The sequence below is a fragment of the Streptococcus sp. Marseille-Q5619 genome (assembly GCF_946901205.1).
Lineage (GTDB): Bacteria > Bacillota > Bacilli > Lactobacillales > Streptococcaceae > Streptococcus.
Genome location: NZ_CAMPPO010000002.1, coordinates 620269 through 644797, shown reverse-complemented (window position 1 = coordinate 644797; position 24529 = coordinate 620269). Strand labels below are relative to the sequence as shown.

Sequence of the window (24529 nt, the reverse complement as noted above, 5' to 3'; positions counted from 1 at the left end):
AGCGTTTTTCACACTTGCAAAAATCCGCTACAAATGTTATACTGAGATAGTCTGACTTATAATTGTTGTCTCTGTGTCTAGAGGCATCGAATCGAAATTTATGGAGGTGCTTTTGCGTGGCAAAAGACGATGTGATTGAAGTTGAAGGCAAAGTAGTTGATACAATGCCGAATGCAATGTTTACGGTTGAACTTGAAAATGGACATCAGATTTTAGCAACAGTTTCTGGTAAAATTCGTAAAAACTATATTCGTATTTTAGCGGGAGATCGTGTTACTGTCGAAATGAGTCCATATGACTTGACACGTGGACGTATCACTTACCGCTTTAAATAATCGAAAAACTTGGAGGGATAAGAAATGAAAGTAAGACCATCGGTCAAACCAATTTGCGAATACTGTAAAGTTATTCGTCGTAATGGTCGTGTTATGGTAATTTGCCCAGCAAATCCAAAACACAAACAACGTCAAGGATAAGATAGAAAGGAGAAAACATGGCTCGTATTGCTGGAGTTGACATTCCAAATGACAAACGCGTAGTAATCTCATTGACTTATGTTTATGGTATCGGACTTGCAACATCTAAGAAAATTTTGGCTGCTGCTGGAATCTCAGAAGATGTTCGTGTACGTGATCTTACATCAGATCAAGAAGATGCTATCCGTCGTGAAGTGGATGCAATCAAAGTTGAAGGTGACCTTCGTCGTGAAGTAAACTTGAACATCAAACGTTTGATGGAAATCGGTTCATACCGTGGTATCCGTCACCGTCGTGGACTTCCTGTCCGTGGACAAAACACTAAAAACAATGCTCGCACTCGTAAAGGTAAAGCTGTTGCGATTGCTGGTAAGAAAAAATAATATAGGAGGTAAAAGTCTTGGCTAAACCAACACGTAAACGTCGTGTGAAAAAGAATATCGAATCTGGTATTGCTCATATTCACGCTACATTTAATAACACTATTGTTATGATTACTGATGTGCATGGTAATGCAATTGCTTGGTCATCAGCTGGTGCTCTTGGTTTCAAAGGTTCTCGTAAATCTACACCATTCGCTGCTCAAATGGCTTCTGAAGCTGCTGCTAAATCTGCACAAGAACACGGTCTTAAATCAGTTGAAGTTACTGTAAAAGGTCCAGGTTCTGGTCGTGAGTCAGCTATTCGTGCGCTTGCTGCCGCTGGTCTTGAAGTAACAGCAATTCGTGATGTGACTCCAGTGCCACACAATGGTGCTCGTCCTCCAAAACGTCGCCGTGTATAATCATCGCATTACACTGCTTTTCGTTTAAGAGGGAGTAACTAAATGATCGAGTTTGAAAAACCAAATATAACAAAAATTGATGAAAATAAAGATTATGGCAAGTTTGTAATCGAACCACTTGAACGTGGCTACGGTACAACTCTTGGTAACTCTCTTCGTCGTGTACTTCTAGCTTCTCTACCAGGAGCAGCTGTGACATCTATCAACATTGATGGTGTGTTACATGAGTTTGACACAGTTCCAGGTGTTCGTGAAGACGTGATGCAAATCATTCTGAACATTAAAGGAATTGCAGTGAAATCGTACGTTGAAGACGAAAAAATCATCGAACTAGATGTTGAAGGTCCTGCTGAAGTAACAGCTGGTGACATTTTGACAGATAGCGATATTGAAATTGTAAATCCAGATCATTATCTCTTTACAATCGGTGAAGGTTCTTCTCTAAAAGCGACTATGACTGTTAACAGTGGTCGTGGATATGTACCTGCTGATGAAAATAAAAAAGATAATGCACCAGTTGGAACACTTGCTGTAGATTCTATTTATACACCAGTTACAAAAGTCAACTATCAAGTGGAACCTGCTCGTGTAGGTAGCAATGATGGATTTGACAAATTAACCCTTGAAATCTTGACAAATGGAACAATTATTCCAGAAGATGCTTTAGGGCTTTCAGCACGTATTTTGACAGAACATCTTGATTTGTTTACAAATCTTACTGAGATTGCTAAGTCAACTGAAGTGATGAAAGAAGCTGATACTGAATCTGACGACCGTATTTTGGATCGTACGATTGAGGAACTGGATTTGTCTGTGCGTTCATACAACTGTTTGAAACGTGCCGGTATCAATACTGTGCATGATTTGACAGAAAAATCTGAAGCAGAGATGATGAAAGTACGAAATCTTGGACGCAAGAGTTTGGAAGAAGTGAAACTCAAACTCATTGATTTGGGTCTTGGATTAAAAGATAAATAAAGGAGGAATACATGGCTTACCGTAAACTAGGACGCACTAGCTCACAACGTAAAGCAATGCTTCGCGATTTGACAACTGACCTTTTGATCAACGAATCAATCGTGACAACTGAAGCTCGTGCTAAAGAAATCCGTAAAACTGTTGAAAAAATGATTACTCTAGGTAAACGTGGTGATTTGCATGCACGTCGTCAAGCAGCTGCTTTCGTACGTAATGAAATCGCATCTGAAAACTATGATGAAGCAACTGATAAGTACACTTCTACTACAGCACTTCAAAAATTGTTCTCAGAAATCGCACCTCGTTATGCTGAACGTAACGGTGGATACACTCGTATCCTTAAAACTGAACTACGTCGTGGTGATGCAGCGCCAATGGCGATCATCGAATTAGTATAAAATCATCAATTTTGTTGAGTGTTATGATGATGGAGTCTTGTGCTCTTAGTCTAGCTCTGGTCTACCGCTAGGATTTCGGTCCTAGCGGGAACACTCATCATAAGTTGGGATAGTAGACGCTTGTTTACGAAATTGTTTTTTGCTTAAGAACAACTTCGTAAGCAGGCGTTTTTGAGTATTTTAGTTAGAATTATGCTATACTATTTGAAAAGAATCCTGTTTAATGTTCAGGTTTCCTATTAAAAGAAGAATTGGAGTTTGCTTATGAAAGCGATTATAACTGTTGTTGGTAAAGATAAATCTGGAATTGTTGCAGGTGTTTCTGGTAAAATTGCAGAATTGGGTTTGAATATTGATGATATCTCTCAAACTGTCTTGGATGAATATTTCACGATGATGGCTGTCGTTTCTAGCGATGAAAAGCAGGATTTTACCCATCTTCGTAATGAATTTGAAGCTTTTGGGCAAACTTTGAATGTGAAAATCAATATTCAGAGTGCAGCGATTTTCGAAGCTATGTATAATATCTAGGAGGTGCACATGGATATTAGACAAGTTACTGAAACCATCGCCATGATTGAGGAGCAGAACTTCGATATCAGAACCATTACCATGGGGATTTCCCTTTTGGACTGTATCGATCCAGATATCAATCGTGCTGCGGAGAAAATTTATCAAAAGATTACAACCAAGGCGGCTAATTTAGTGGCTGTTGGGGATGAGATTGCGGCTGAGTTGGGAATTCCAATCGTTAATAAGCGTGTATCGGTGACACCTATTTCTCTGATAGGGGCAGCGACAGATGCAACGGACTACGTGGTTCTGGCAAAAGCGCTTGATAAGGCTGCGAAAGAAATCGGTGTGGACTTTATTGGTGGTTTCTCTGCCTTGGTACAAAAGGGGTATCAAAAGGGAGATGAGATTCTCATCAATTCTATTCCTCGCGCTTTGGCTGAAACGGACAAGGTCTGCTCGTCAGTCAATATCGGCTCAACCAAGTCTGGTATCAATATGACGGCTGTCGCAGATATGGGACGTATTATCAAGGAAACGGCTAATCTATCAGATATGGGAGCGGCCAAGTTGGTTGTATTCGCTAATGCTGTTGAGGACAATCCATTTATGGCGGGTGCCTTTCATGGTGTTGGGGAAGCAGATGTTATCATCAATGTCGGAGTTTCTGGTCCTGGTGTGGTGAAACGTGCCTTGGAAAAAGTTCGTGGACAAAGCTTTGACGTAGTAGCCGAAACGGTCAAGAAGACTGCCTTCAAGATTACTCGTATCGGTCAATTGGTTGGTCAGATGGCCAGTGAGAGACTAGGTGTGGAGTTTGGTATTGTGGACTTGAGTTTGGCGCCAACTCCTGCGGTTGGAGATTCTGTAGCACGTGTCCTGGAGGAAATGGGACTTGAGACAGTTGGAACACACGGAACGACGGCTGCCTTGGCTCTCTTGAATGACCAAGTTAAGAAGGGCGGAGTGATGGCCTGCAACCAAGTTGGTGGTTTGTCTGGAGCCTTTATCCCTGTTTCAGAAGATGAAGGAATGATTGCTGCAGTGCAAAATGGCTCTCTTAATCTGGAAAAACTAGAAGCTATGACGGCTATCTGTTCCGTTGGTTTGGATATGATTGCCATTCCGGAGGATACACCTGCTGAAACCATTGCGGCTATGATTGCAGATGAGGCTGCAATTGGTGTCATTAATATGAAGACAACGGCTGTTCGTATCATTCCAAAAGGAAAAGAAGGCGATATGATTGAGTTTGGAGGCCTATTAGGAACTGCACCTGTTATGAAGGTCAATGGGGCTTCGTCTTTCGATTTCATCTCTCGCGGAGGACAAATCCCAGCACCAATTCATAGTTTTAAAAATTAAGAGATTAGGAGAAAATGATGAAAAAAGAAATAAAACATGCTTTAGTAGCTTTAGGACTGTCGACTTTACTAGTCCCAACTTTTACCAGTCAAGTAGTTTCTGCGCAGGAAAATGATACGAATTCCAGAAATGAAAGTTTTTATAAGACAAATTTGGATGTTGAAAAAGCTGCTAGAGACCATTCAGAAGAAATTAAGAGTAAGTTATTAAAAGAAATTGATAATATAGATTGGACTATACTTCGTTTTCAAGATAGTGATATTTTAAAACTAAAACATGCTATAGTTGAAAAAATGAATGAGATAACAGAGAAAAATGTGAGTAATATTTCAAAAAAAGATTATTATTTGAACTATCTATATTTGCAAGATTTAGAAAAAGTCATTATGATTATGGATAGTGAGAAGCCTAACTTTTTAGGATATGTTTTTGATATAGCTAGAATAAAAAAATATGACTTACTACTTCAGCAAGTAGAAAAAGATAGTAACTTATACTCATCTGAAGAAAAGGAAAAAATAATTAGCGATTTAAAAATGTTTTACGGACCATTAACAGGCTGGTCGATACCTCGGGACCGTAATTATTTTGGTGATTACGATCCAGAAAATAATACTAATTTAACATTAAAAGATTATGTTCAAAATTTATTAACTTTTTATAAAAATGTTGATAAATCGAGTCCTAGTTTAATTCCTACGCAAAAAAACATTGAAAAGTTGAATGATGTAGCTTTTATTCAAAGAGAAGATATCAGAAGTGATGCTGGTCTTTCAGGTGCAGACAAGCTTAAATTATTCAAAGAAATAGCTCAGATAGTTAAAGAAGCGGAATACAAAATTAAAAAAGAAGCAGGTCTAATATATAAGGAAGAACCTGAAATAAGACATATGCTATCCCCTGAAGAGTTATCTGTCTTTACTAAGCGTATCGAAGATGTTTACCAAGGAAAAGCTAAGCCTAAGGTGACAAAAGAAGAGGCTATTCAAGCAGTTTCTACTGGGACTTCATCCTCAGTTTCAACTTCATCTCAAGCTACTGTTACCTCTAATGGAGAGACTAAGAAAAATCATCAAGCAAGTAAGTGGTTTAAAGAGTCTGGCAAATGGTACTATAATGACCTTTCTGGTAATCTTGTAAGAAATCGTTGGGTAGGCCGTTATTATCTAAAAGCAGATGCTTCAATGGCTGCAAGTGAATGGATTTATGACGAAGACTATAAGAGCTGGTTTTATGTAGATTCAACTGGTAGTTATGTGGAGAAAGCTTGGCAGGGCGAATACTACCTAAAACGTGGCGGTTACATGGCTAAGAGTGAGTGGGTATTTGATTCTCAGTATGATAGTTGGTATTATCTGAACCAAGATGCTAAGTACGCTCGTAACCAATGGATTAAGGATGGAGATAAGTGGTATTACTTGTTAGCTGATGGAAAATTGGCAAAAAATATGACCATTAACGGCTATAAAGTAAATGAAAAAGGTGAGTGGGTATAATTTTTTAAGCTCTATTTAAGGTTGGATGTGTATACTATAATCATTAAATAAAGACCTCCTAATATTATTTGAAACAGATAACACTGATTTAGTTTGAATTTGATTTTCATCTAATATCTTTATTTAATAGAACTCCTAAACTTTTTCATAATAATCTCCTGCAAAAGTCGCCTGTCTGGGTGGCTTTTGTTTTATCATCCATGATATAATAGAAGCAAACGGAGGACGGAAAATGGTAAAAGTACGATTGTATTTGGTACGTCATGGCAAGACCATGTTTAACACGATTGGTCGCGCGCAAGGTTGGAGCGATACTCCCTTAACAGCTGAAGGTGAGCGAGGGATTCAAGAATTAGGAATCGGTTTGCGAGAATCTGGTCTACAGTTTGAGCGCGCTTATTCCAGTGATTCTGGTCGCACTATTCAGACAATGGGAATTATCCTTGATGAACTTGGCTTGCAGGGAAAAATCCCTTATCGCATGGACAAGCGTATCAGAGAATGGTGTTTCGGTAGTTTTGACGGGGCTTACGATGGCGATCTTTTCATGGGCATTATTCCTCGTATCTTTAATGTGGATCACGTTCACCAATTGTCTTATGCTGAACTGGCTGAGGGTTTGGTAGAGGTCGATACAGCTGGTTGGGCTGAAGGATGGGAAAAACTTAGTGGCCGAATCAAGGAAGGTTTTGAAGCGATTGCCAAAGAAATGGAAGAACAAGGTGGGGGCAATGCCCTTGTCGTGAGCCACGGAATGACCATTGGAACCATTGTTTATCTGATCAATGGTATGCATCCACATGGTCTTGATAATGGTAGCGTGACGATCCTTGAATATGAGGACGGCCAGTTTAGCGTAGAAGTTGTCGGCGACCGTAGTTACCGAGAACTAGGACGGGAGAAGATGGAGGAAGCCTCTATTTAATACTCTTCGAAAATCTCTTTAAACCGCGTCAACGTCGTCTTGCCGTAGATATGGTTACTGACTTCGTCAGTTCTATCCACAACCTCAAAACAGTGTTTTGAGCTGACTTCGTCAGTCTTATCTACAACCTCAAAGCAGTGCTTTGAGCAACCTGCGGCTAGTTTCCTAGTTTGTTCTTTGAAGTATAATCAGTCTAGACTTGCTTGCTTTGAACTAGGGATTTGATAAGAATATCAAGATAAGAAAAACAGCCGAGGGTAATCCTTTCGGCTGTTTTTGATGGGGAAAACTAAAGTGTAATGCTATTGCTTTTAGAGATTTTCATAAACAAGAGCAAGGAACCTACTGTTAGAACAGTCAGGATAGTTGACAAGGCTGCGGCTACACCGTAATTCCCTCTGAGAACCTCTGTATAAATGGCTACAGTCATTGTTCTTGTTTTGACATTGTAGAGGAGGATAGAAGTAGAGAGTTCTGAAATCATTGTGACCCAAGATAGGATGGCTCCAGAAATAATACCAGATAGCATCATTGGAGTTGTAATCTTGGCAAAGGTATTGAGACGGCTACTTCCTAAGCTTTCAGCAGCTTCTTCAATACTTGGGGCTATTTGTTGTAAGCTAGCAACAGATGAGCGAATAGTATACGGTAATCTTCTGACAGATAGGGACATAATCAAGATGAAAGCTGTCCCTGTAATCATAAGGAATCCACTTCCAAATAGACCGGTATTGAAGGAAGAAATGAAGGCAATCCCTAGAACGGTTCCTGGTACAATATAAGGTACCATACTGAGGCTGTCAATTAAGTTTGTAAACAAATTCCGTTTTCTAACGGCTAGGTAGGAGATAAATGTTGCGAATAGTACAACTAGAACTAAGGCAATCAAAGGGATACGAATGGTATTGAAAATAGCAGATCCCATACGATTGAAAGCTACCTTGTAACTGTTTAGAGAATAACCTTTGACAAATACCATACCTGATGTTTTTAGGAAAGAAGTATAAATCAAGTAGACTTGAGGTAGAACAGAGAACAAGATAATTCCGTAGACTGTTGCATAAATGGCAGCCATTTTTCCTTTTGTAGTTTTTTTAGGCTCAATTGGATGGAGCGAATTCATGCTGAAACTGTAGCGATTTGAAATGTATTTTTGGATAAGGAAAATTGCCAAGGCAATGATAATCGCCATAATTGCTAAAGCAGATGCAAAAGCAGAATTTCCTCCAACCTCGCTAATGAATTGGGTATAAATCAAGACGGGGAAAGTCCGATATCCTTCACCAATCAACATAGGCGTTCCAAAGTCTGAGAATGCTCTCATAAATACAAGCAAGGCAGCAGCTAGTAAGGTTGGAACTAGGAGAGGCAAAACAACCGTTACGATACGCTTAAATCCGAAGGAACCCATGCTTTCAGCGGCTTCAAGTAGAGAATTGTCAATACTTTTCATTGTCCCAGCAACGTATAGAAATACCAGTGGGAATAGTTGCAGTGTAAAGACAAGTACAATTCCTTTGAATCCATAAATATCAATAGCTGGAAGATGAAAGGCATTTGTCAGGAATTTAGTAATGACCCCATTTCGTCCCAGCAAGAGAATCCAGGAGTAGGCTCCCACGAAAGGAGCTGACATGGAAGCAATGATAATCAATATTTGTAGAAATTTCTTCCCCTTGAAGTCATACATAGAGAAGAGATAAGCTAATAGGGTTCCTACAACTAAGGAAGTGACAGTAGCGGTAATGGAAACCTTGAAACTGTTGACAAGTGTCTCAGAGTAGTAGGCTTTACCAAAGAAAGTGACAAAATTAGCTAGTGAGAATTGTCCTTCATGTATAAGTGCTTGCTTGAGCACGGTAACGATAGGATAAACGAGAAAGACAAGATAGGTAAGAAAGATGAAGAAAGAGGAGGCTGTCCAAATATTTAGTTTTTTACGTTCCATGGTTGACTCCTTTTATCAGGTTTTGTGAACCATCTGCAGAAAAGACGTTTAATTTTTGAGTATTGATTCGTAGACGAATACGATCGCCTTTTTGTAGATCTTCTTCAAAAGTTGATTCTTCGCTAACTTGAATTTTTGAGGCAAATCCTGTTTCGATGAAGTATTCAGTATTCAGTCCAAGATAGACGCTATCGCTAATAGTTCCTTCAATATCTCCAGATTCATCTTTGATAAACTCTTCAGGACGGATGCTTACATGAATAGCTTGCTTATCAGCCTGATCAAGAGCTGGCATTCGAAGGGCATAGCCATCTGAAAAGACGATATAAGCGCCGTCGCTTCGTTTTTCAAGATTGGCAGGGATAATATTTGTGCGTCCGATAAAGGTTGCTACAAACTCATTAGCTGGTTTATGATAGAGTTCTTTTGGTCGGCCGATTTGTTGGATGACTCCGTCTTTCATAACAGCAATTTGGTCTGAAATAGCCATAGCTTCTTCTTGGTCGTGGGTTACATAAACAGTTGTAATTCCCACTTCGTGTTGGATTTCTCGAATAGCTTGACGCATATCCAAGCGAAGTTTGGCATCTAGGTTACTAAGTGGCTCGTCCATGAGGAGAACACTTGGATTAACCGCTAAAGCACGTGCCAAGGCGACACGTTGTTGTTGTCCACCACTGAGTTTATCGGGCTTCCGATCCGCATATTGAGCAATTTGCATGAGTTCAAGATACTTGTTGGTCTGTTGAATCAATTCTTCTTTTGGGACCTTCTTTTGCTTGAGACCAAAAGCAACGTTGTCTCGGACAGTCAAATGTGGGAAAATAGCGTAGTTTTGGAAAACCATGCCGATATTGCGTTTGCTGGGTTCCATATTATTGATTTTTGTATCATCGAAGTAAAATTCTCCACCTTCGATACTGTTGAAACCTGCAATCATACGAAGAAGGGTCGTTTTCCCACATCCTGAAGGCCCAAGAAGGGTAAAGAGACTTCCTTTTGGAATTGTAATGTTCAAATTCTCAATAACAGGGACATCGTGGTAGATTTTTTTGGCGTTAATAATTTTGATCTCACTCATAGTGAACCTCTTTTACTGTTTAGATTGGATATCTGTAAAGACTTCGTTGTATTTCTTAACGATATCTGATTTATTCTTGATGACATAATCATAATCTTCAGTGAGTGTTTTGATTTTGTCAATTGGTTTCATGTTTTCGCTTGTTTTGGCATTTTTACGAACAGGACGGTTAGTAGTGGTTGTACCAAGTGTATCTTGTACTTCTTGAGAGATAATAAAATCGATAAATTTCTTGGCATTTTCCATATTTTTCGCTTTTTTAACGATAGCAGCACTAGCAGGTAGGAAGACGGTTCCTTCTTTTGGATAGACTACCTTGATATTAGCTCCGTCATTTAAGAGTTTAACTGCTGGATCTTCATAAGAGAGACCGACAGCCATTTCTCCGTCAGCGACTGCTTTATAGACACCAGATGAGCTTGAACCGATTTTACCGTCAATAAGTGTGAAGAGATCTTTTACATAAGACCAAGCCTTATCATCTTTGTAACCACCTTGAGCTTGTAGCATATTTGTTAATTGAGCAAAGGCGCTAGAAGAGTTTGCTGGGTCAGCAGTTGCGATTTTCCCTTTTAGTTCAGGTTTGAGAAGGTCGCTATATCCTTCGATGTTCATGCCTTTAGTTAAATCAGGGTTGACGATTAAAACACTACCATCTAGTGTATAAGGTGTAGAGTAGCCAGTTGTGTTTTGATATTCTTTGATAACATTATCATTTTCTTTTGAAGTATAGTTTTCAAAGAGTTCTCCGTGGGTAGCATATTGTGTATAAGAACCACCAAAGATGACATCAGCTACAGGAGCTTCTTTTTCTGACTCTAGTTTTTTGAAAAGTTCTCCAGTACCAGCTTGAATCAGTTCTACTTTGATACCATATTTTTCTTCAAAGGCAGGAATAGTTGCTCCGATTAAGCCCTCTGAGTTTGGTGAATAAACGACTAGCGAACCGCCGTCTCCTTTATCAGATGAACCGCCATCGGCAGATTCATTAGAAGAACAAGCAGCAAGACCAAAAAGAGCTAGTCCGCAAGCAGCATAATACATCCATTTCTTTTTCATGATGGATACCTCCGTTGTGTTATTTAAGTTTATTTTAAAACAATGTAAGCGTTTTTAAAACCGATAATTCTATTCTATTAGAGTAAAATTCTCTACAAAAACGGAAGTAATCTTTTTGATTTTATAGTAGGGTTTGACAGTTAATCATTGGAAAGTCAAATTTTATTTTTTAGATTGGATATCTGTAAAAATATCATTGTACTTTTTAAGAATAGTAGATTTATTTTTAATGACATAATCGGAATCTTCAGTGGCAATATTGATTTCTGTCATAGCCTTCATATTTTTATTGGTTTTAGCATTTTTACGAATGGGTCTGATTGTTGTTTCAGTTCCTAGCTTATCTTGGATTTCTTGAGAAAGGAGGAAATCGATAAATTTCTTAGCATTGTCCATGTGTTTGGCGTTTTTGACGATAGCTGCGTTACCAGGTAAAAAGACGGTTCCTTCTTTTGGATAAATGACTTTTACATCAACTCCATCGTTTAAGAGTTTTAAGGCAGGATCTTCATAGGTGAGCCCTACAGCCATTTCCCCATCGGCGACAGCTTTGTAAACATTTGAAGAACTAGATGCAATCTTTCCATCTACTAGGGTAAAGAGATTTTTCACATAGTTCCAAGCTTGTTCATTTTCGTATCCACCTTGATCGACAAGCATGTTTGTCAATTGAGCAAAAGCGCTAGAAGCATTACTTGGATCAGCAGTAGCGATTTTTCCTTTTAATTTAGGATTGAGTAGATCATTGTAGCCTTCAATTTTAATATCTTTTGTAAGAGCTGAATTGGCAATGATAACACTGACATCCAGTGTATAAGGCGTGTAGAATCCAGTTTTATTTTGATATTCAGGGATTATCTGGTCGTTCTCTTGAGAAATATAAGGTTCAAAAAGATTTTCGTTAGAAGAGAAGAGGGCGTAGGAGCCTCCGAAAATGACATCGGCTACAGGGGATTCTTTTTCAGCCTCAGCTTTTTTGAACAATTCACCAGTGCTGGCTTGTACTAAGTCAACCTTAATACCATATTTTTCTTCGAGGGCTGGGATTGTTTCTTCGATAAGGTCTTCAGGGTTAGGCGAGTAGACAACCAAAGTGTTATCTGAATCTTTTTCAGCGCTAGTTTCCGCTTCTATAGGTGAAGAACATCCTGATAAAGAAAGGAATATCCAGCCACAAGAGAGAAAGAATAGTATTTTTTTCATAAGTATCTCCTTTTTTACGAACATTTTCTCTACCTAGATTGTTAATGTTTTTAAATTGTAGAGTTCTACAGGATATAATAAAAACCTTAAAGAAATCTAAAACGAGAAATAGGAAATGAGTTCCTAGATCAAGGATTGGTGAATTTTAGCTGAGATTTTGATGGTAATACTCTTCAAAACACGTCGCTTTATCTGCAATCTCAAAGCTATGATTTGAGTAGTTAGCACTTTGATTTTCATTGAGTAAAAGTACAAAATAAAAAGATTGCTACAATAGAGTTGAGCAATCCTTTTACATCAATGGTTTTTATCCATGAGTTTTAATTCTTTTGGAGAAATATGGAGATACTTTTTAAAAACTTTGGCAAAATATTTATAGTCTGAAAATCCAACTTGTTCAGAGATATCGCTTAAGGGAGAATTAGGGGATTCAGCCATTTTATCTATAGCTTGCTTGAGGCGGTAGCGTAAGATATATTCATTTAGCGTCATTGGGAAGTCTTCTTTGATAACCTTATATAGATAACTTTCACTATACCCTAGATTCTCTGCAATGCTAGAAATGGTAAAGTGCATACAGTAGTGTTGATGAACAAATTCAAGAATTTGCTGAATGATTTGGTTTTGTGTATCAACTTGTTGGATAGAGGTGAGTAAAGTTTGATATTCTTCTAAAAAAGGAGTTTCTTGATAAGTGCTAACTCGTAATCGCAAAACAATTTTGTGAAGACATTCTGTCAATTCCTTGGTATCAATTGGTTTGGATAGAAAATCAACTGCTCCATATTGCATGGCTTTTTTGGCATTTTGAAAATCGTTATAACCTGATAAGATAACTTTTTCATAAGAAAGGGTACGAGTGGCTTCGAACATCATAAAAGCATCCATAATTGGCATTGTGATGTCTGTTAAGACAATATGAGGTTCTTTTTCTTGGATGAGTTTCATTCCCTCTTGACCTTGACTGGCAGTTCCTACGACTTGGATACCTAAGGCAGAGTAGTCTACGGCAATTTCTAGCCATTTTCGGATGAGGTGTTCATCCTCTACGATAATGAGCTTAAACATGAGTTAGTCCTTTCGTTATAAATTTGACCCAAGTTTCTCCTTGGCGATTGACTCCTAAATCTAGCTGGACATCAGAAAAGAAATTGCTCAATCGTTTGTAGCTGTTAACGATGCCATGCTGGGTATGAGGGCTTTCTAAAGAGTCTAAAATAGCGAGTCGCTCTTGTTTTGTGAATCCTCCAGCATTATCCTTGACTAAAAAAGTTAGAGAATCTGCTTCCAAGGTAATTTGGATATCTATATGAAGATCAATACGGTATTGCATCCCATATTTTATAGCATTTTCGACTAGAGGAAGCAAGAAAAGTTTAGGAATAGGTTGATTATCAACAGTTTCTGGGCAGACAATATCATAGGAAAAGTGCTCGAAACGAATCTTATGAATCATCAAGTAATCCTCTATAATCTTTAAATCCTGACAAATGGTTGTTTCTTTTTCTAAATCGGTGATACTGTAGCGAAGAATGCGCGTGAGATTTTGAATTAGGTCTTGTGTGAGAGCTGCATCCATTAAAGAAGTGATTTTAATCGTCTCAAGTGTATTGTAGAGAAAATGAGGATTGAACTGAGCTTCCAGCATTTTTCTTTCAAAAATCCACTTTTCTTTTTCTATGGTCAACATTTTTTGATGAAGTTGATCTAATTCGTACAACATATTGTTGATTTTTTCTGCCATAAACTCAAACTCATCCCCTGTTTGTAGAGAAAGCCTTTTATCTGCTTGTTTGGGAATTTCTTGAAGTTGGTAAACTAAACTTTCAATGGGAACAGCGTTGTGTGTAGCAATCTTATGAGCAATTCGTCTCGCTTGCCAGAAGTAGAGGAAGAATATACATAAGGTGAGGACGGAGGCTAGGCCGAGTAAGCTAGGAATGGGAAAGAAGGATTGAAAAGTATAGATTGAAAAAATAGCACCGACTTTTTCTTTTTGAACAATAAGCGGTTCATTCGCATACCAGTGGGTGCGAGAGTGTAGGAGTTTTTCATCCAATTTTTCAAGAGTGGAGCGAGTAAACTGATTTGTGTTGTTGGAAAACATATTTCCAAAGCTATCGGTAATGATGTATTTGGAATTGATCATTGGGAAACTTGAGATGAAATCATTCTCATTTACGAAAGCAATAGTATAGGCCTTAACTCGTTGGTTTTGAAGTAGTGGTTTGATAAAGAGTGTGTAATGTTGCTTATCTGAAGAAAGTGCAATTTTTTCTGTCACTTTTTCTTGAGAAGGATTTTGAATGAGCAGTTTTAGATAGTAGGCTGATAAAATACTTTCTTGGTGATTTCGATTGGTACTAAATAGTAATTCACCTGTATCGTTTAGAATAATGAGGTCAGAACTAAGTTTTAATTTAGCTTTTGTCTCGTAAAATAAGCTAAAGACTTCTCTCTCTGTGTGTTTGCCGTCCAAAAATCCAAGAATCATTTTATGGTTCATGGTAGTCAGGAGCTCATTATTTGCTTCTTTCATTTCTTGAACCTGTTTGACAATCTGTCTCGTATCTTTGGCGAGTTGCTGCTTTTGTAAAAAATAGGAAAAACCAAAAAGTAAAATGAGTAGTAAAAGAGAGGTCACAAAGGCTGCGATAGAGCTTCTATGGAGAATTTCTTTTTGGAGAGATTTTTTAAAGGAATGAGACATCCGCTACCTCCTTGGAAGGGTTTTCTGTTATAAGTATAGCAGTTTAAAAATTTTAGAGCAAGGTAAAATAGAAAAGGTTTGGCTAAAATTTTTTAGCTAAACCTTTTGAAAAGTTAAGTATGTATTATAGATGCTTGTTATCTGCAAATAGCTAGAGCATTTCAAGGAAATGAACTAGAAATAACAATTAATATGATGGTTCAGAAATACCTTTTGATAATCAATAAGATCTTCAGGATGAAGTGCGTTGACTCCATCCATTTCATATTTCCGATTTAATAAACGATATTTGTTTTCACCAAATTGATGAAAAGGGAGTAGTTGAACTTGGTCGATATTTAATGAGTTAAATAGAGTAGCGAATTCTTCTGCATCCTCTAAACTATTGTTAAAATCAGGAATAACCGGGATTCTTAAAACGATAGTTTTATGTTGAGAAAAAGCATAATGAATGTTTTTAATAATCATTTGATTAAAAACCCCAGTCACTTTTTTATGTTTTATAGAATTATAATGTTTTAGGTCTGTGTAGATAAAATCCACATATTGGATTAAATCAACAAATTTTTCATGATCAACAAAGGCAGTAGTTTCAATGGCAGTGTGTATGTGATGTTCTTTAGCTGACTTTAAGATGGCTTTAGCAAATTCAAACTGAGCAAATATTTCACCCCCTGATAAAGTTAAACCTCCACCGGATTCTTCGTAAAATTCTTTATCTTTTAATACCTCTGTAATAATTTCTTCTACAGTTTTTTCTTCACCTACTAAAGTGAATTTTTCTCGTTGAGCATCTTTCATTTTTTCAGGTTTCATTCTTTGAGATTCAGGATTAGAACACCATGGACAGCGCAGAGGACATCCTTTTAAAAAAACAGTTGTACGAATACCCGGACCGTCATGAATTGAAAAGTGTTGAATATTAAAAATAATTCCTTTAGATATTTCCATAAGAGTTCCTCCTCTTTATAATTCTATCCTATCACAAAAACGAAAGAAAAACAATTACGAACGAAAGTTTAATTTGTTGTTTTTTGCTTTTTATTTTGGTAGAATAAAACGGAGGTGTAAAATGAAAAGATTGGAACAAATTATTAAATTAGTATCAGAATATGAAAAGATTGATGTTAATACATTATCGGAAAAGTTAAATGTATCGAAAGTAACGATTAGAAAAGATTTAGATAAATTAGAGTCAAAAGGTTTATTACACAGAGAGCATGGATATGCTGTGTTAAATAGTGGAGATGACTTAAATGTACGCTTGTCAATTAATTATGAAATTAAGAGAAAAATTGTTCAAGAAGCAGTAAAATTGGTATCAGATAATGAAACAATAATGATAGAATCTGGTTCAACCTGTGCTTTACTTGCTGAGGAAATTTGCAAGCAAAAAAGAAATGTCACTATTGTAACAAATTCATTTTTTATAGCAAATTTTGTGAGAGGTTATGATTCATGTCGTATTATTGTTCTTGGTGGAGAGTTTCAGAAAGATTCACAGGTTACCGTAGGACCTTTATTAAAAGAAATGATACAGACTTTTCATGTGCGTCAAGCTTTTGTTGGGACAGATGGCTACGATAAAGAGATGGGCTTTACAGGAAAAGATTTAATGCGCAGTGAGGTAGTTCAATATATTTCAGCAGCGTCGGATAAAGTCATTGTGCTAACTGACTCAAGTAAATTTGATAAAAGGGGTACAGTAAGAAGATTTGCTTTAAGTCAAGTCTATGAAGTAATAACAGACGAAAAACTTTCTAAACAAAATATAGCTACATTAGAAAATGCTGGGATAATGGTTAAGATAGTTTCGTAAGAGGTTAAGTGTATGAATCAAGATAGGAATAAACTGCTCTCTAAAATTGCTTATCTGTATTATATTGAAAACTTAAATCAGTCACAAATAGCAGCAAAATTAGGAATTTATAGAACCTCTATTAGTAGAATGTTAACAGAAGCAAGGAATGCAGGAATTGTTAAAATTGAAATAGAGAATTTTGATACCAATATGTTTAAGTTGGAAAATTATGTAAAAGAAAAATATGGTCTGGAAAGTTTGGAAATTATTCCAAATGAATTTGATGATAATCCAACAATTTTATCTGAAAGAATTTCTCAAGTTGCAGCAGGTGTCCTTAGGAATTTAATTGATGATAATATGAAAATTGGCTTTTCTTGGGGGAAAAGTTTAAGTAATTTAGTAGATTTAATCCACAGCAAAAGTGTCCGAAATGTTCACTTCTATCCTCTAGCAGGTGGTCCTAGTCACATACACGCTAAATACCATGTGAATACACTGATTTATGAAATGTCTAGAAAATTTCATGGAGAGTGTACATTTATGAATGCAACAATTGTGCAAGAAAATAAATTGTTAGCAGATGGTATTTTGCAATCAAGATATTTTGAAGATTTGAAAAATAGTTGGAAAGATTTAGATATAGTTGTGGTTGGGATTGGTGATTTTAGTAATAAAGGAAAACATCAATGGTTAGACATGCTTACAGAGGATGACTTTAAAGAATTGACAAAAGTTAAAACTGTAGGGGAAATTTGTTGTCGATTCTTTGATTCAAAAGGTAAAGAAGTTTATGAGAACTTACAGGAAAGAACGATAGCGATCTCTTTGGAAGATTTAAAAAATATTCCTCAAAGTTTAGCTGTTGCTTACGGTGATACGAAAGTATCTGCGATTCTTTCTGTCTTACGTGCTAATCTAGTAAATCATCTGATTACAGATAAAAATACAATTTTAAAAGTTTTAGAAGAAGATGGTGATTTTTCTTTTCGAAATATTTTATGCGAGTGAAAATGATAGACTGATCAGTTTATCGTTTTTTCTTTTTAGCTAATTGCACATTTGTGCTTAAATAAATAAAAATAGTTTATCTGTTGTTTTTGGATTGACAAGTTTCTTATGTAGTTGTATTCTATAGTTACAAAAGAAAATTTTAAAATTTCAAATGAAAAAAGCTTTTTACATAGTGAAATGAGGAGGAATTTATGGAAATGATTGTTCCAGATCAAATTATCATGGGTTTAATTTTATATGCTGGCGATGCGAAACAACATATTTATAAAGCATTAGATTACATAAAAAACGGTACATGTGAACGATGTGAAGAAGAAATACAGTTAGCTGATGCAGCCTTATTAGAAGCCCATAATCTACAAACAAAATTCTTGGCACAAGAAGCGTCTGGTACAAAAACGGAGATTACAGCACTTTTTGTCCATTCGCAAGATCATCTCATGACTAGTATGACGGAGATTAATTTAATCAAAGAAATTATTAGTTTGAGAAAAGAACTTCATAAAAAATAATACTAGAGTATTGTCATTGTTATTAACATAGAGGAGGAAAATATAATGGTGAAGATTGGTTTGTTTTGTGCAGCAGGATTTTCTACTGGTATGCTTGTAAATAATATGAAAATTGCAGCGCAATCTAGTGGAGTTGAAGCAGAAATAGAGGCGTTTTCTCAGTCTAAATTAGCGGATTATGCCCCAAATCTAGATGTTGCACTGTTGGGGCCTCAAGTTGCTTATACATTAGATAAATCAAAAGAAATTTGTGATAAGTGTGATGTTCCGATAGCTGTTATTCCGATGATGGACTATGGTATGTTAGATGGGAAAAAAGTATTAGATTTGGCCCTATCTTTGATTAGTGGGTAAGAAAAGGAGATTTATTATGGCAAAGATGGATGTTCAAAAAATCATTGCACCTATGATGAAGTTTGTGAATATGCGTGGTATTATAGCTCTAAAAGATGGTATGTTAGCAATTTTGCCATTGACAGTAGTTGGTAGTTTATTCTTGATTATGGGACAATTGCCATTTGAAGGATTAAATAAGGGCATTGCTAGTGTATTTGGAGCAGATTGGACAGAGCCTTTTATGCAAGTCTATTCAGGAACTTTTGCTATTATGGGTCTAATTTCTTGTTTTTCAATTGCCTATTCTTATGCTAAGAATAGCGGAGTAGAGGCTTTACCAGCTGGAGTTCTATCTGTATCTGCATTCTTTATTTTGCTAAGATCATCTTATATCCCTAAACAAGGAGAGGCGATTGGGGATGCTATTAGTAAAGTTTGGTTTGGAGGTCAAGGGATTATCGGTGCTATCATTATAGGTTTGGTAGTAGGAAGTATTTATACCTTCTTTATAAAGAGAAAAATTGTTATTAAGATGCCAGAACAAGTTCCACAAGCTATTGCGAAACAGTTTGAAGCAATGATTCCAGCATTTGTAATTTTCTTACTTTCTATGATTGTATATATTTTAGCGAGCTCATTGACTAATGGTGGAACATTCATAGAAATGATTTATTCTGCTATTCAAGTTCCATTGCAAGGTTTAACTGGATCTTTGTATGGTGCAATTGGAATTGCATTCTTTATATCATTTTTGTGGTGGTTTGGTGTTCATGGACAATCGGTAGTAAATGGAGTAGTAACAGCTCTGCTTTTATCTAATCTTGATGCTAATAAAGCTATGTTGGCCTCTGGGAATCTATCATTAGAAAATGGAGCACATATTGTTACTCAACAGTTTTTAGATTCATTTTTAATTCTATCTGGCTCAGGGATTACGTTTGGTCTTGTAGTTGCGATGCTTTTTGCAGCAAAATCTAAACAGTACCAAGCGTTAGGGAAAGTAGCAGCTTTTCCAGCAATATTTAACGTAAATGAGCCAGTTGTATTTGGATTTCCGATTGTCATGAATCCAGTTATGTTTGTACCTTTCATTCTTGTTCCTGTACTTGCAGCTGTGATAGTATATGGAGCTATTGCAACAGGTTTCATGCAACCATTTTCAGGAGTTACATTACCTTGGAGTACCCCAGCTATTATATCAGGATTTATGGTTGGTGGATGGCAAGGAGTTATTACTCAGCTGGTGATATTAGCGATGTCTACATTGGTTTACTTCCCATTCTTTAAAGTACAGGATCGTTTAGCTTATCAGAATGAAGTTTGATAAATGTAAAAAACATTTGTGTATTATCACTAAACACACATTTGTGCTAAAAATTAGAGAGTTAAAGTTTTTCTAGTTAAAAGCTTGAAATTCTCTAAAAAATTAGGTATTATATTTTCGAAAGAAACAAAAATATTTTCGAAAGAAAGGTGCTTACGATGGTAAATACAGAAGTAGCAAGAACAACAATCAAGACAGAATATTTTGGCAGCCTTACTGAAAGGATGAACAAATATCGAGAAGATGTCTTAAATAAAAAACCTTATATTGATGCTGAGAGAGTAGTTCTAGCAACACGCGCTTATGATAGATATAAGGAACAACCTAATGTCCTAAAACGTGCATATATGCTGAAAGAAATTTTGGAAAATATGACTATCTATATTGAAGAAGAATCTATGATTGCGGGAAATCAAGCTTCTTCCAATAAAGATGCTCCTATTTTTCCAGAATATACGCTAGAATTTGTTCTTAATGAGTTGGATCTTTTTGAAAAGCGTGATGGAGACGTTTTCTATATTACAGAAGAAACAAAAGAACAACTTAGAAGTATTGCTCCGTTTTGGGAAAATAATAATTTACGTGCGAGAGCTGGTGCCTTGTTACCTGAAGAAGTGTCTGTTTATATGGAAACAGGATTCTTCGGTATGGAAGGTAAGATGAACTCTGGAGATGCTCACTTAGCAGTTAATTATCAGAAACTGTTGCAATTTGGTTTAAGAGGTTTTGAAGAGCGGGCTCGTAAAGCGAAAGCAGAGTTAGATTTAACAGATCCAGCAAGTATTGATAAATATCATTTTTACGACTCTATATTTATCGTAATCGATGCTATTAAAGTATATGCAAATCGCTTTGTTGATCTTGCTAAAAGTTTAGCCGAAAATGCAAATCCTAAACGTAAGAAAGAATTGCTTGAGATTGCAGATATTTGCTCTCGAGTCCCATATGAACCGGCAACTACTTTTGCAGAAGCTATTCAATCAGTTTGGTTTATTCAATGTATTTTACAAATTGAATCTAATGGCCACTCTCTTTCATATGGTCGTTTTGATCAATATATGTATCCATATATGAAGGCTGATTTAGAAAGTGGTAAAGAAACAGAAGATAGCATTGTTGAACGTCTGACAAATCTTTGGATTAAGACAATTACAATTAATAAGGTTCGCAGTCAAGCACATACATTTTCTTCAGCAGGAAGTCCTTTATATCAAAATGTTACAATTGGTGGACAGACTCGAGATAAGAAGGATGCTGTTAACCCATTATCTTATTTGGTATTAAAATCAGTTGCACAAACCCATCTACCGCAACCTAATCTAACTGTACGTTACCATGCAGGTTTAGATGCTCGTTTCATGAATGAGTGTATTGAAGTGATGAAACTTGGTTTTGGTATGCCTGCATTTAATAATGATGAGATTATTATTCCTTCTTTTATTGCAAAAGGAGTATTGGAAGATGATGCTTATGATTACAGTGCCATTGGATGTGTTGAAACGGCAGTTCCAGGGAAATGGGGCTATCGTTGCACAGGTATGAGTTATATGAACTTCCCTAAGGTTCTACTTATCACGATGAATGATGGAATTGATCCAGCTTCGGGTAAACGGTTTGCACCAAGCTTTGGTCATTTTAAGGATATGAAGAACTTTTCTGAATTAGAAAATGCTTGGGATAAAACACTAAGATATTTGACACGAATGAGTGTTATTGTTGAAAATTCTATTGATTTATCATTGGAACGAGAAGTTCCTGATATTCTATGTTCAGCATTGACTGATGATTGTATTGGTCGTGGAAAACACCTTAAAGAAGGTGGAGCAGTATATGATTATATATCAGGTTTGCAAGTTGGAATTGCAAATTTGTCGGATTCATTAGCTGCAATTAAAAAATTGGTATTTGAGGAAGAACGTATAAGCCCAAGTCAGCTTTGGCATGCACTGGAAACAGATTATGCCGGAGAAGAAGGTAAGGTCATTCAAGAAATGTTGATTCATGATGCACCTAAGTACGGTAATGATGATGATTATGCTGACAAATTGGTTACTGCTGCTTATGACATTTATGTTGATGAAATTGCTAAATATCCTAATACACGTTATGGAAGAGGTCCTATTGGAGGAATTCGTTATTCAGGAACATCTTCTATCTCAGCCAACGTAGGACAGGGACGTGGGACATTAGCAACTCCAGATGGCCGCAATGCAGGTACACCGCTAGCAGAGGGTTGTTCACCATCACATAATATGGATCAACACGGTCCTACATCTGTTTTAAAATCTGTTTCAAAATTACCAACAGATGAAATCGTAGGTGGGGTTCTCTTAAATCAGAAAGTAAATCCTCAAACGTTAGCCAAAGAAGAAGATAAATTAAAACTAATTGCTTTGTTACGAACATTCTTTAATCGTTTACATGGGTACCATATTCAATACAATGTTGTTTCCAGAGAGACGTTGATTGACGCTCAGAAACATCCTGAAAAACACAGAGATTTAATTGTTCGTGTTGCAGGATACTCTGCATTCTTCAATGTTCTTTCTAAGGCAACCCAAGATGATATTATAGGACGTACTGAGCATACTTTGTAAAATAAAGAGGTTCTTTTTATGGAATTTATGCTTGACACATTAAATTTAGATGAGATTAAAAAATGGTCTGAAATTTTACCGCTAGCTGGGGTAACTTCAAATCCCACTATTGCCAAAAGAGAGGGTTCTATTAATTTTTTTGAACGAATCAAAGATGTAAGAGAATTGATTGGCTCTACACCCTCTATTCATGTTCAGGTGATTTCTCAAGATTTTGAAGGTATCTTAAAAGATGCTCATGAAATTCGGAGACAAGCAGGAGATGATATATTTATCAAAGTACCTGTTACTCCAGCTGGATTACGTGCAATAAAGGTGCTAAAAAAAGAGGGCTATCATATCACTGCAACAGCTATTTATACAGTTATTCAGGGATTATTAGCTATTGAAGCAGGAGCGGATTACCTAGCTCCATATTATAACAGAATGGAGAATCTAAACATCGATTCAAATTCTGTCATTCGTCAATTAGCTCTTGCTATTGATAGACAGAACTCTCCTAGTAAGATTTTAGCCGCATCCTTTAAAAATGTAGCACAAGTAAATAATGCTTTAGCTGCAGGTGCGCATGCTGTTACAGCAGGAGCAGATGTTTTTGAATCAGCTTTCGCCATGCCATCTATCCAAAAGGCGGTTGACGATTTTTCTGATGATTGGTTTGTTATTCAAAATAGTCGTTCCATCTAGGTAGAGAGGAAATACATATGAGAATTTTTGCTAGCCCTTCTAGATATATTCAAGGGGAAAATGCCTTGTTTGAAAATGCCAAATCAATATTGGATTTGGGAAATCGTCCTATTCTATTATGCGATCGGTTGGTTTATGATATTGTTGGAAAACGATTTGAAGATTACCTACATAGGTATGGTTTCCATATTGTTCTAGCTCAGTTTAATGGTGAAGCTTCTGACAATGAAATCAATCGAGTTGTTGCCTTAGCTGAGAAAGAGAATTGTGATAGTATTATCGGACTTGGTGGTGGAAAGACGATTGATAGTGCGAAAGCTATTGCAGATTTGATTGAAAAGCCTGTTATTATTGCTCCAACAATTGCATCGACAGACGCACCTGTATCTGCTTTATCTGTTATTTATACAGATGAAGGTGCATTTGATCATTATCTATTTTATTCTAAAAATCCAGATTTAGTTTTGGTTGATACAAAAGTTATTTCACAAGCTCCTAAGCGTCTATTAGCGTCTGGTATTGCAGATGGTTTAGCAACTTGGGTTGAGGCGCGTGCGGTTATGCAGGCAAATGGAAAAACTATGTTAGGACAACAACAAACGTTGGCTGGAGTTGCAATTGCGAAGAAATGTGAAGAAACGCTGTTTGCAGATGGTTTACAGGCTATGGTAGCTTGTGAAGCTAAAGTGGTGACACCAGCATTAGAAAATATTGTTGAAGCTAATACTTTATTGAGTGGCCTAGGTTTTGAAAGTGGAGGATTAGCTGCGGCGCATGCGATTCATAATGGTTTTACTGCATTGACAGGTGACATTCATCATTTAACACATGGTGAAAAAGTAGCTTATGGAACTTTGGTACAACTTTTATTGGAAAATAGACCTAAAGAAGAACTTGATAAGTATATTGAGTTTTACAAAAAAATTGGCATGCCAACAACTCTAAAAGAAATGCATTTAGATCAAGTTGGATATGATGATTTAATAAAAGTTGGTAAACAAGCAACTATGGAGGGTGAGACAATCCATCAGATGCCGTTTAAGATTTCGCCTTCAGATGTTGCTCAAGCTATCATTGCTGTAGACGCCTATGTAAATTCAAAATAAACAATAAGGACTACTGTTTTCCAAATAGTAGTCTTTTATTGATCCTCGTATTGAATCCGACGCTCTTCATAAATTAAAAAGCGACACAGGTTGTCGGCTATTTACTATAAATACATTAATTAGCATTCCAGTCGTATCTTCGGTCTAAAATTAGTATTTTGTGTTATAAGAGATAAGCTTCTTGTTTTGCTCTTTGATTTCCCGCATAACAATAAG

General features: G+C 36.6%; 25 protein-coding genes. 18 read left to right on the top strand and 7 right to left on the bottom strand.

All coding sequences use genetic code 11. The features are described from left to right. Positions 1–116 precede the first annotated feature (116 nt). The 10 genes from infA (at position 117) to OC530_RS04085 (ending at position 6935) form a co-directional block, all read left to right on the top strand. Complete coding sequence (gene infA / locus OC530_RS04130; RefSeq protein ID WP_001029883.1) at positions 117–335, top strand: translation initiation factor IF-1; 219 nt, start codon at positions 117–119, stop codon at positions 333–335. A 24-nt stretch (positions 336–359) separates the two neighbouring features. Then, on the top strand, positions 360–476 hold the full coding sequence (gene rpmJ, locus OC530_RS04125; protein ID WP_001808836.1) for a 50S ribosomal protein L36: 117 nt from the start codon (positions 360–362) through the stop codon (positions 474–476). 17 nt (positions 477–493) lie between these two features. Next, on the top strand, positions 494–859 hold the full coding sequence (gene rpsM, locus OC530_RS04120) for a 30S ribosomal protein S13 (RefSeq protein WP_000090781.1): 366 nt from the start codon (positions 494–496) through the stop codon (positions 857–859). 17 nt (positions 860–876) lie between these two features. Continuing rightward, positions 877–1260, top strand: coding sequence for a 30S ribosomal protein S11 (gene rpsK, locus OC530_RS04115; protein WP_001118385.1), 384 nt, complete (start codon positions 877–879; stop codon positions 1258–1260). Positions 1261–1302: 42 nt separating this feature from the next. Beyond that, on the top strand, positions 1303–2238 hold the full coding sequence (locus OC530_RS04110; protein ID WP_000568988.1) for a DNA-directed RNA polymerase subunit alpha: 936 nt from the start codon (positions 1303–1305) through the stop codon (positions 2236–2238). An 11-nt stretch (positions 2239–2249) separates the two neighbouring features. Next, entirely contained in the window at positions 2250–2636 is a 387-nt protein-coding gene (rplQ, locus tag OC530_RS04105; RefSeq protein WP_105157222.1) for a 50S ribosomal protein L17, read from the top strand. A 264-nt stretch (positions 2637–2900) separates the two neighbouring features. Next, on the top strand, positions 2901–3167 hold the full coding sequence (locus OC530_RS04100) for an ACT domain-containing protein (protein ID WP_050203663.1): 267 nt from the start codon (positions 2901–2903) through the stop codon (positions 3165–3167). A 9-nt stretch (positions 3168–3176) separates the two neighbouring features. Continuing rightward, positions 3177–4514, top strand: coding sequence for a PFL family protein (locus OC530_RS04095; RefSeq protein ID WP_262079731.1), 1338 nt, complete (start codon positions 3177–3179; stop codon positions 4512–4514). A gap of 17 nt (positions 4515–4531) precedes the next feature. Then, complete coding sequence (locus OC530_RS04090) at positions 4532–6010, top strand: N-acetylmuramoyl-L-alanine amidase family protein (RefSeq protein WP_262079728.1); 1479 nt, start codon at positions 4532–4534, stop codon at positions 6008–6010. Between the two features lie 232 nt (positions 6011–6242). Further along, positions 6243–6935: a histidine phosphatase family protein gene (locus OC530_RS04085; RefSeq protein WP_000241548.1), complete on the top strand. Its 693-nt coding sequence runs from the start codon at positions 6243–6245 to the stop codon at positions 6933–6935. 289 nt (positions 6936–7224) lie between these two features. On the opposite strand, the gene OC530_RS04080 is transcribed toward OC530_RS04085, so the two are convergent. The 7 genes from OC530_RS04080 to OC530_RS04050 all read right to left on the bottom strand — a co-directional run bounded on the left by OC530_RS04080 (position 7225) and on the right by OC530_RS04050 (position 15887). Further along, positions 7225–8883, bottom strand: a complete 1659-nt coding sequence (locus OC530_RS04080; protein ID WP_262079725.1) for an iron ABC transporter permease — start codon at positions 8881–8883, stop codon at positions 7225–7227. Beyond that, on the bottom strand, positions 8873–9964 hold the full coding sequence (locus tag OC530_RS04075; RefSeq protein WP_050975828.1) for an ABC transporter ATP-binding protein: 1092 nt from the start codon (positions 9962–9964) through the stop codon (positions 8873–8875). Before OC530_RS04075 ends, OC530_RS04080 begins: the two co-directional genes overlap by 11 nt. A 12-nt stretch (positions 9965–9976) precedes the next feature. Continuing rightward, positions 9977–11023 (bottom strand): ABC transporter substrate-binding protein, encoded by a 1047-nt coding sequence (locus tag OC530_RS04070; protein ID WP_000731166.1) that lies wholly within the window; start codon positions 11021–11023, stop codon positions 9977–9979. Positions 11024–11185: 162 nt separating this feature from the next. Beyond that, positions 11186–12226: an ABC transporter substrate-binding protein gene (locus tag OC530_RS04065; RefSeq protein ID WP_262079719.1), complete on the bottom strand. Its 1041-nt coding sequence runs from the start codon at positions 12224–12226 to the stop codon at positions 11186–11188. 297 nt (positions 12227–12523) lie between these two features. Next, positions 12524–13294, bottom strand: coding sequence for a response regulator (locus OC530_RS04060; RefSeq protein ID WP_262079716.1), 771 nt, complete (start codon positions 13292–13294; stop codon positions 12524–12526). Next, complete coding sequence (locus OC530_RS04055) at positions 13287–14936, bottom strand: histidine kinase (RefSeq protein WP_262079714.1); 1650 nt, start codon at positions 14934–14936, stop codon at positions 13287–13289. The genes OC530_RS04060 and OC530_RS04055 overlap by 8 nt, the downstream gene beginning before the upstream one ends. Before the next feature lie 174 nt (positions 14937–15110). Next, positions 15111–15887: a glycyl-radical enzyme activating protein gene (locus OC530_RS04050; protein ID WP_000406173.1), complete on the bottom strand. Its 777-nt coding sequence runs from the start codon at positions 15885–15887 to the stop codon at positions 15111–15113. A gap of 121 nt (positions 15888–16008) precedes the next feature. On the opposite strand from OC530_RS04050, the gene OC530_RS04045 reads away from it, so the two are divergent. The 8 genes from OC530_RS04045 (at position 16009) to OC530_RS04010 (ending at position 24313) form a co-directional block, all read left to right on the top strand. Beyond that, entirely contained in the window at positions 16009–16755 is a 747-nt protein-coding gene (locus OC530_RS04045; RefSeq protein WP_262079712.1) for a DeoR/GlpR family DNA-binding transcription regulator, read from the top strand. Between the two features lie 12 nt (positions 16756–16767). Continuing rightward, positions 16768–17748 (top strand): sugar-binding transcriptional regulator, encoded by a 981-nt coding sequence (locus OC530_RS04040; protein WP_001070838.1) that lies wholly within the window; start codon positions 16768–16770, stop codon positions 17746–17748. 194 nt (positions 17749–17942) lie between these two features. Further along, positions 17943–18263, top strand: a complete 321-nt coding sequence (locus OC530_RS04035; protein ID WP_000425250.1) for a PTS lactose/cellobiose transporter subunit IIA — start codon at positions 17943–17945, stop codon at positions 18261–18263. Positions 18264–18308: 45 nt separating this feature from the next. Then, entirely contained in the window at positions 18309–18617 is a 309-nt protein-coding gene (locus OC530_RS04030; RefSeq protein ID WP_000238723.1) for a PTS sugar transporter subunit IIB, read from the top strand. Between the two features lie 16 nt (positions 18618–18633). Then, a complete protein-coding gene (locus OC530_RS04025) occupies positions 18634–19923 on the top strand; it encodes a PTS sugar transporter subunit IIC (RefSeq protein WP_262079708.1) in 1290 nt (429 codons plus the stop codon). Positions 19924–20081: 158 nt separating this feature from the next. After that, positions 20082–22520 (top strand): glycyl radical protein, encoded by a 2439-nt coding sequence (locus OC530_RS04020; RefSeq protein ID WP_262079706.1) that lies wholly within the window; start codon positions 20082–20084, stop codon positions 22518–22520. 18 nt (positions 22521–22538) lie between these two features. Beyond that, positions 22539–23207: a fructose-6-phosphate aldolase gene (locus tag OC530_RS04015; protein WP_000395425.1), complete on the top strand. Its 669-nt coding sequence runs from the start codon at positions 22539–22541 to the stop codon at positions 23205–23207. A 17-nt stretch (positions 23208–23224) separates the two neighbouring features. Then, the gene (locus OC530_RS04010) at positions 23225–24313 is read left to right on the top strand and encodes a glycerol dehydrogenase (protein ID WP_262079702.1); all 1089 of its coding nucleotides are present in this window, start codon (positions 23225–23227) and stop codon (positions 24311–24313) included. Positions 24314–24529 lie beyond the last annotated feature (216 nt).

Coding starts and splice junctions, on each gene's coding strand:
- OC530_RS04025 (WP_262079708.1), top strand. CDS start 18,634: ATGGCAAAGATGGATGTTCAAAAAATCATTGCACCTATGATGAAGTTT.
- OC530_RS04010 (WP_262079702.1), top strand. CDS start 23,225: ATGAGAATTTTTGCTAGCCCTTCTAGATATATTCAAGGGGAAAATGCC.
- OC530_RS04020 (WP_262079706.1), top strand. CDS start 20,082: ATGGTAAATACAGAAGTAGCAAGAACAACAATCAAGACAGAATATTTT.
- OC530_RS04085 (WP_000241548.1), top strand. CDS start 6,243: ATGGTAAAAGTACGATTGTATTTGGTACGTCATGGCAAGACCATGTTT.
- OC530_RS04055 (WP_262079714.1), bottom strand. CDS start 14,936: ATGTCTCATTCCTTTAAAAAATCTCTCCAAAAAGAAATTCTCCATAGA.
- OC530_RS04040 (WP_001070838.1), top strand. CDS start 16,768: ATGAATCAAGATAGGAATAAACTGCTCTCTAAAATTGCTTATCTGTAT.
- OC530_RS04060 (WP_262079716.1), bottom strand. CDS start 13,294: ATGTTTAAGCTCATTATCGTAGAGGATGAACACCTCATCCGAAAATGG.
- OC530_RS04075 (WP_050975828.1), bottom strand. CDS start 9,964: ATGAGTGAGATCAAAATTATTAACGCCAAAAAAATCTACCACGATGTC.
- OC530_RS04015 (WP_000395425.1), top strand. CDS start 22,539: ATGGAATTTATGCTTGACACATTAAATTTAGATGAGATTAAAAAATGG.
- rplQ (WP_105157222.1), top strand. CDS start 2,250: ATGGCTTACCGTAAACTAGGACGCACTAGCTCACAACGTAAAGCAATG.
- OC530_RS04090 (WP_262079728.1), top strand. CDS start 4,532: ATGAAAAAAGAAATAAAACATGCTTTAGTAGCTTTAGGACTGTCGACT.
- rpsM (WP_000090781.1), top strand. CDS start 494: ATGGCTCGTATTGCTGGAGTTGACATTCCAAATGACAAACGCGTAGTA.
- OC530_RS04030 (WP_000238723.1), top strand. CDS start 18,309: ATGGTGAAGATTGGTTTGTTTTGTGCAGCAGGATTTTCTACTGGTATG.
- OC530_RS04045 (WP_262079712.1), top strand. CDS start 16,009: ATGAAAAGATTGGAACAAATTATTAAATTAGTATCAGAATATGAAAAG.
- OC530_RS04070 (WP_000731166.1), bottom strand. CDS start 11,023: ATGAAAAAGAAATGGATGTATTATGCTGCTTGCGGACTAGCTCTTTTT.
- OC530_RS04035 (WP_000425250.1), top strand. CDS start 17,943: ATGGAAATGATTGTTCCAGATCAAATTATCATGGGTTTAATTTTATAT.
- OC530_RS04095 (WP_262079731.1), top strand. CDS start 3,177: ATGGATATTAGACAAGTTACTGAAACCATCGCCATGATTGAGGAGCAG.
- OC530_RS04100 (WP_050203663.1), top strand. CDS start 2,901: ATGAAAGCGATTATAACTGTTGTTGGTAAAGATAAATCTGGAATTGTT.
- OC530_RS04110 (WP_000568988.1), top strand. CDS start 1,303: ATGATCGAGTTTGAAAAACCAAATATAACAAAAATTGATGAAAATAAA.
- rpmJ (WP_001808836.1), top strand. CDS start 360: ATGAAAGTAAGACCATCGGTCAAACCAATTTGCGAATACTGTAAAGTT.
- OC530_RS04065 (WP_262079719.1), bottom strand. CDS start 12,226: ATGAAAAAAATACTATTCTTTCTCTCTTGTGGCTGGATATTCCTTTCT.
- OC530_RS04050 (WP_000406173.1), bottom strand. CDS start 15,887: ATGGAAATATCTAAAGGAATTATTTTTAATATTCAACACTTTTCAATT.
- OC530_RS04080 (WP_262079725.1), bottom strand. CDS start 8,883: ATGGAACGTAAAAAACTAAATATTTGGACAGCCTCCTCTTTCTTCATC.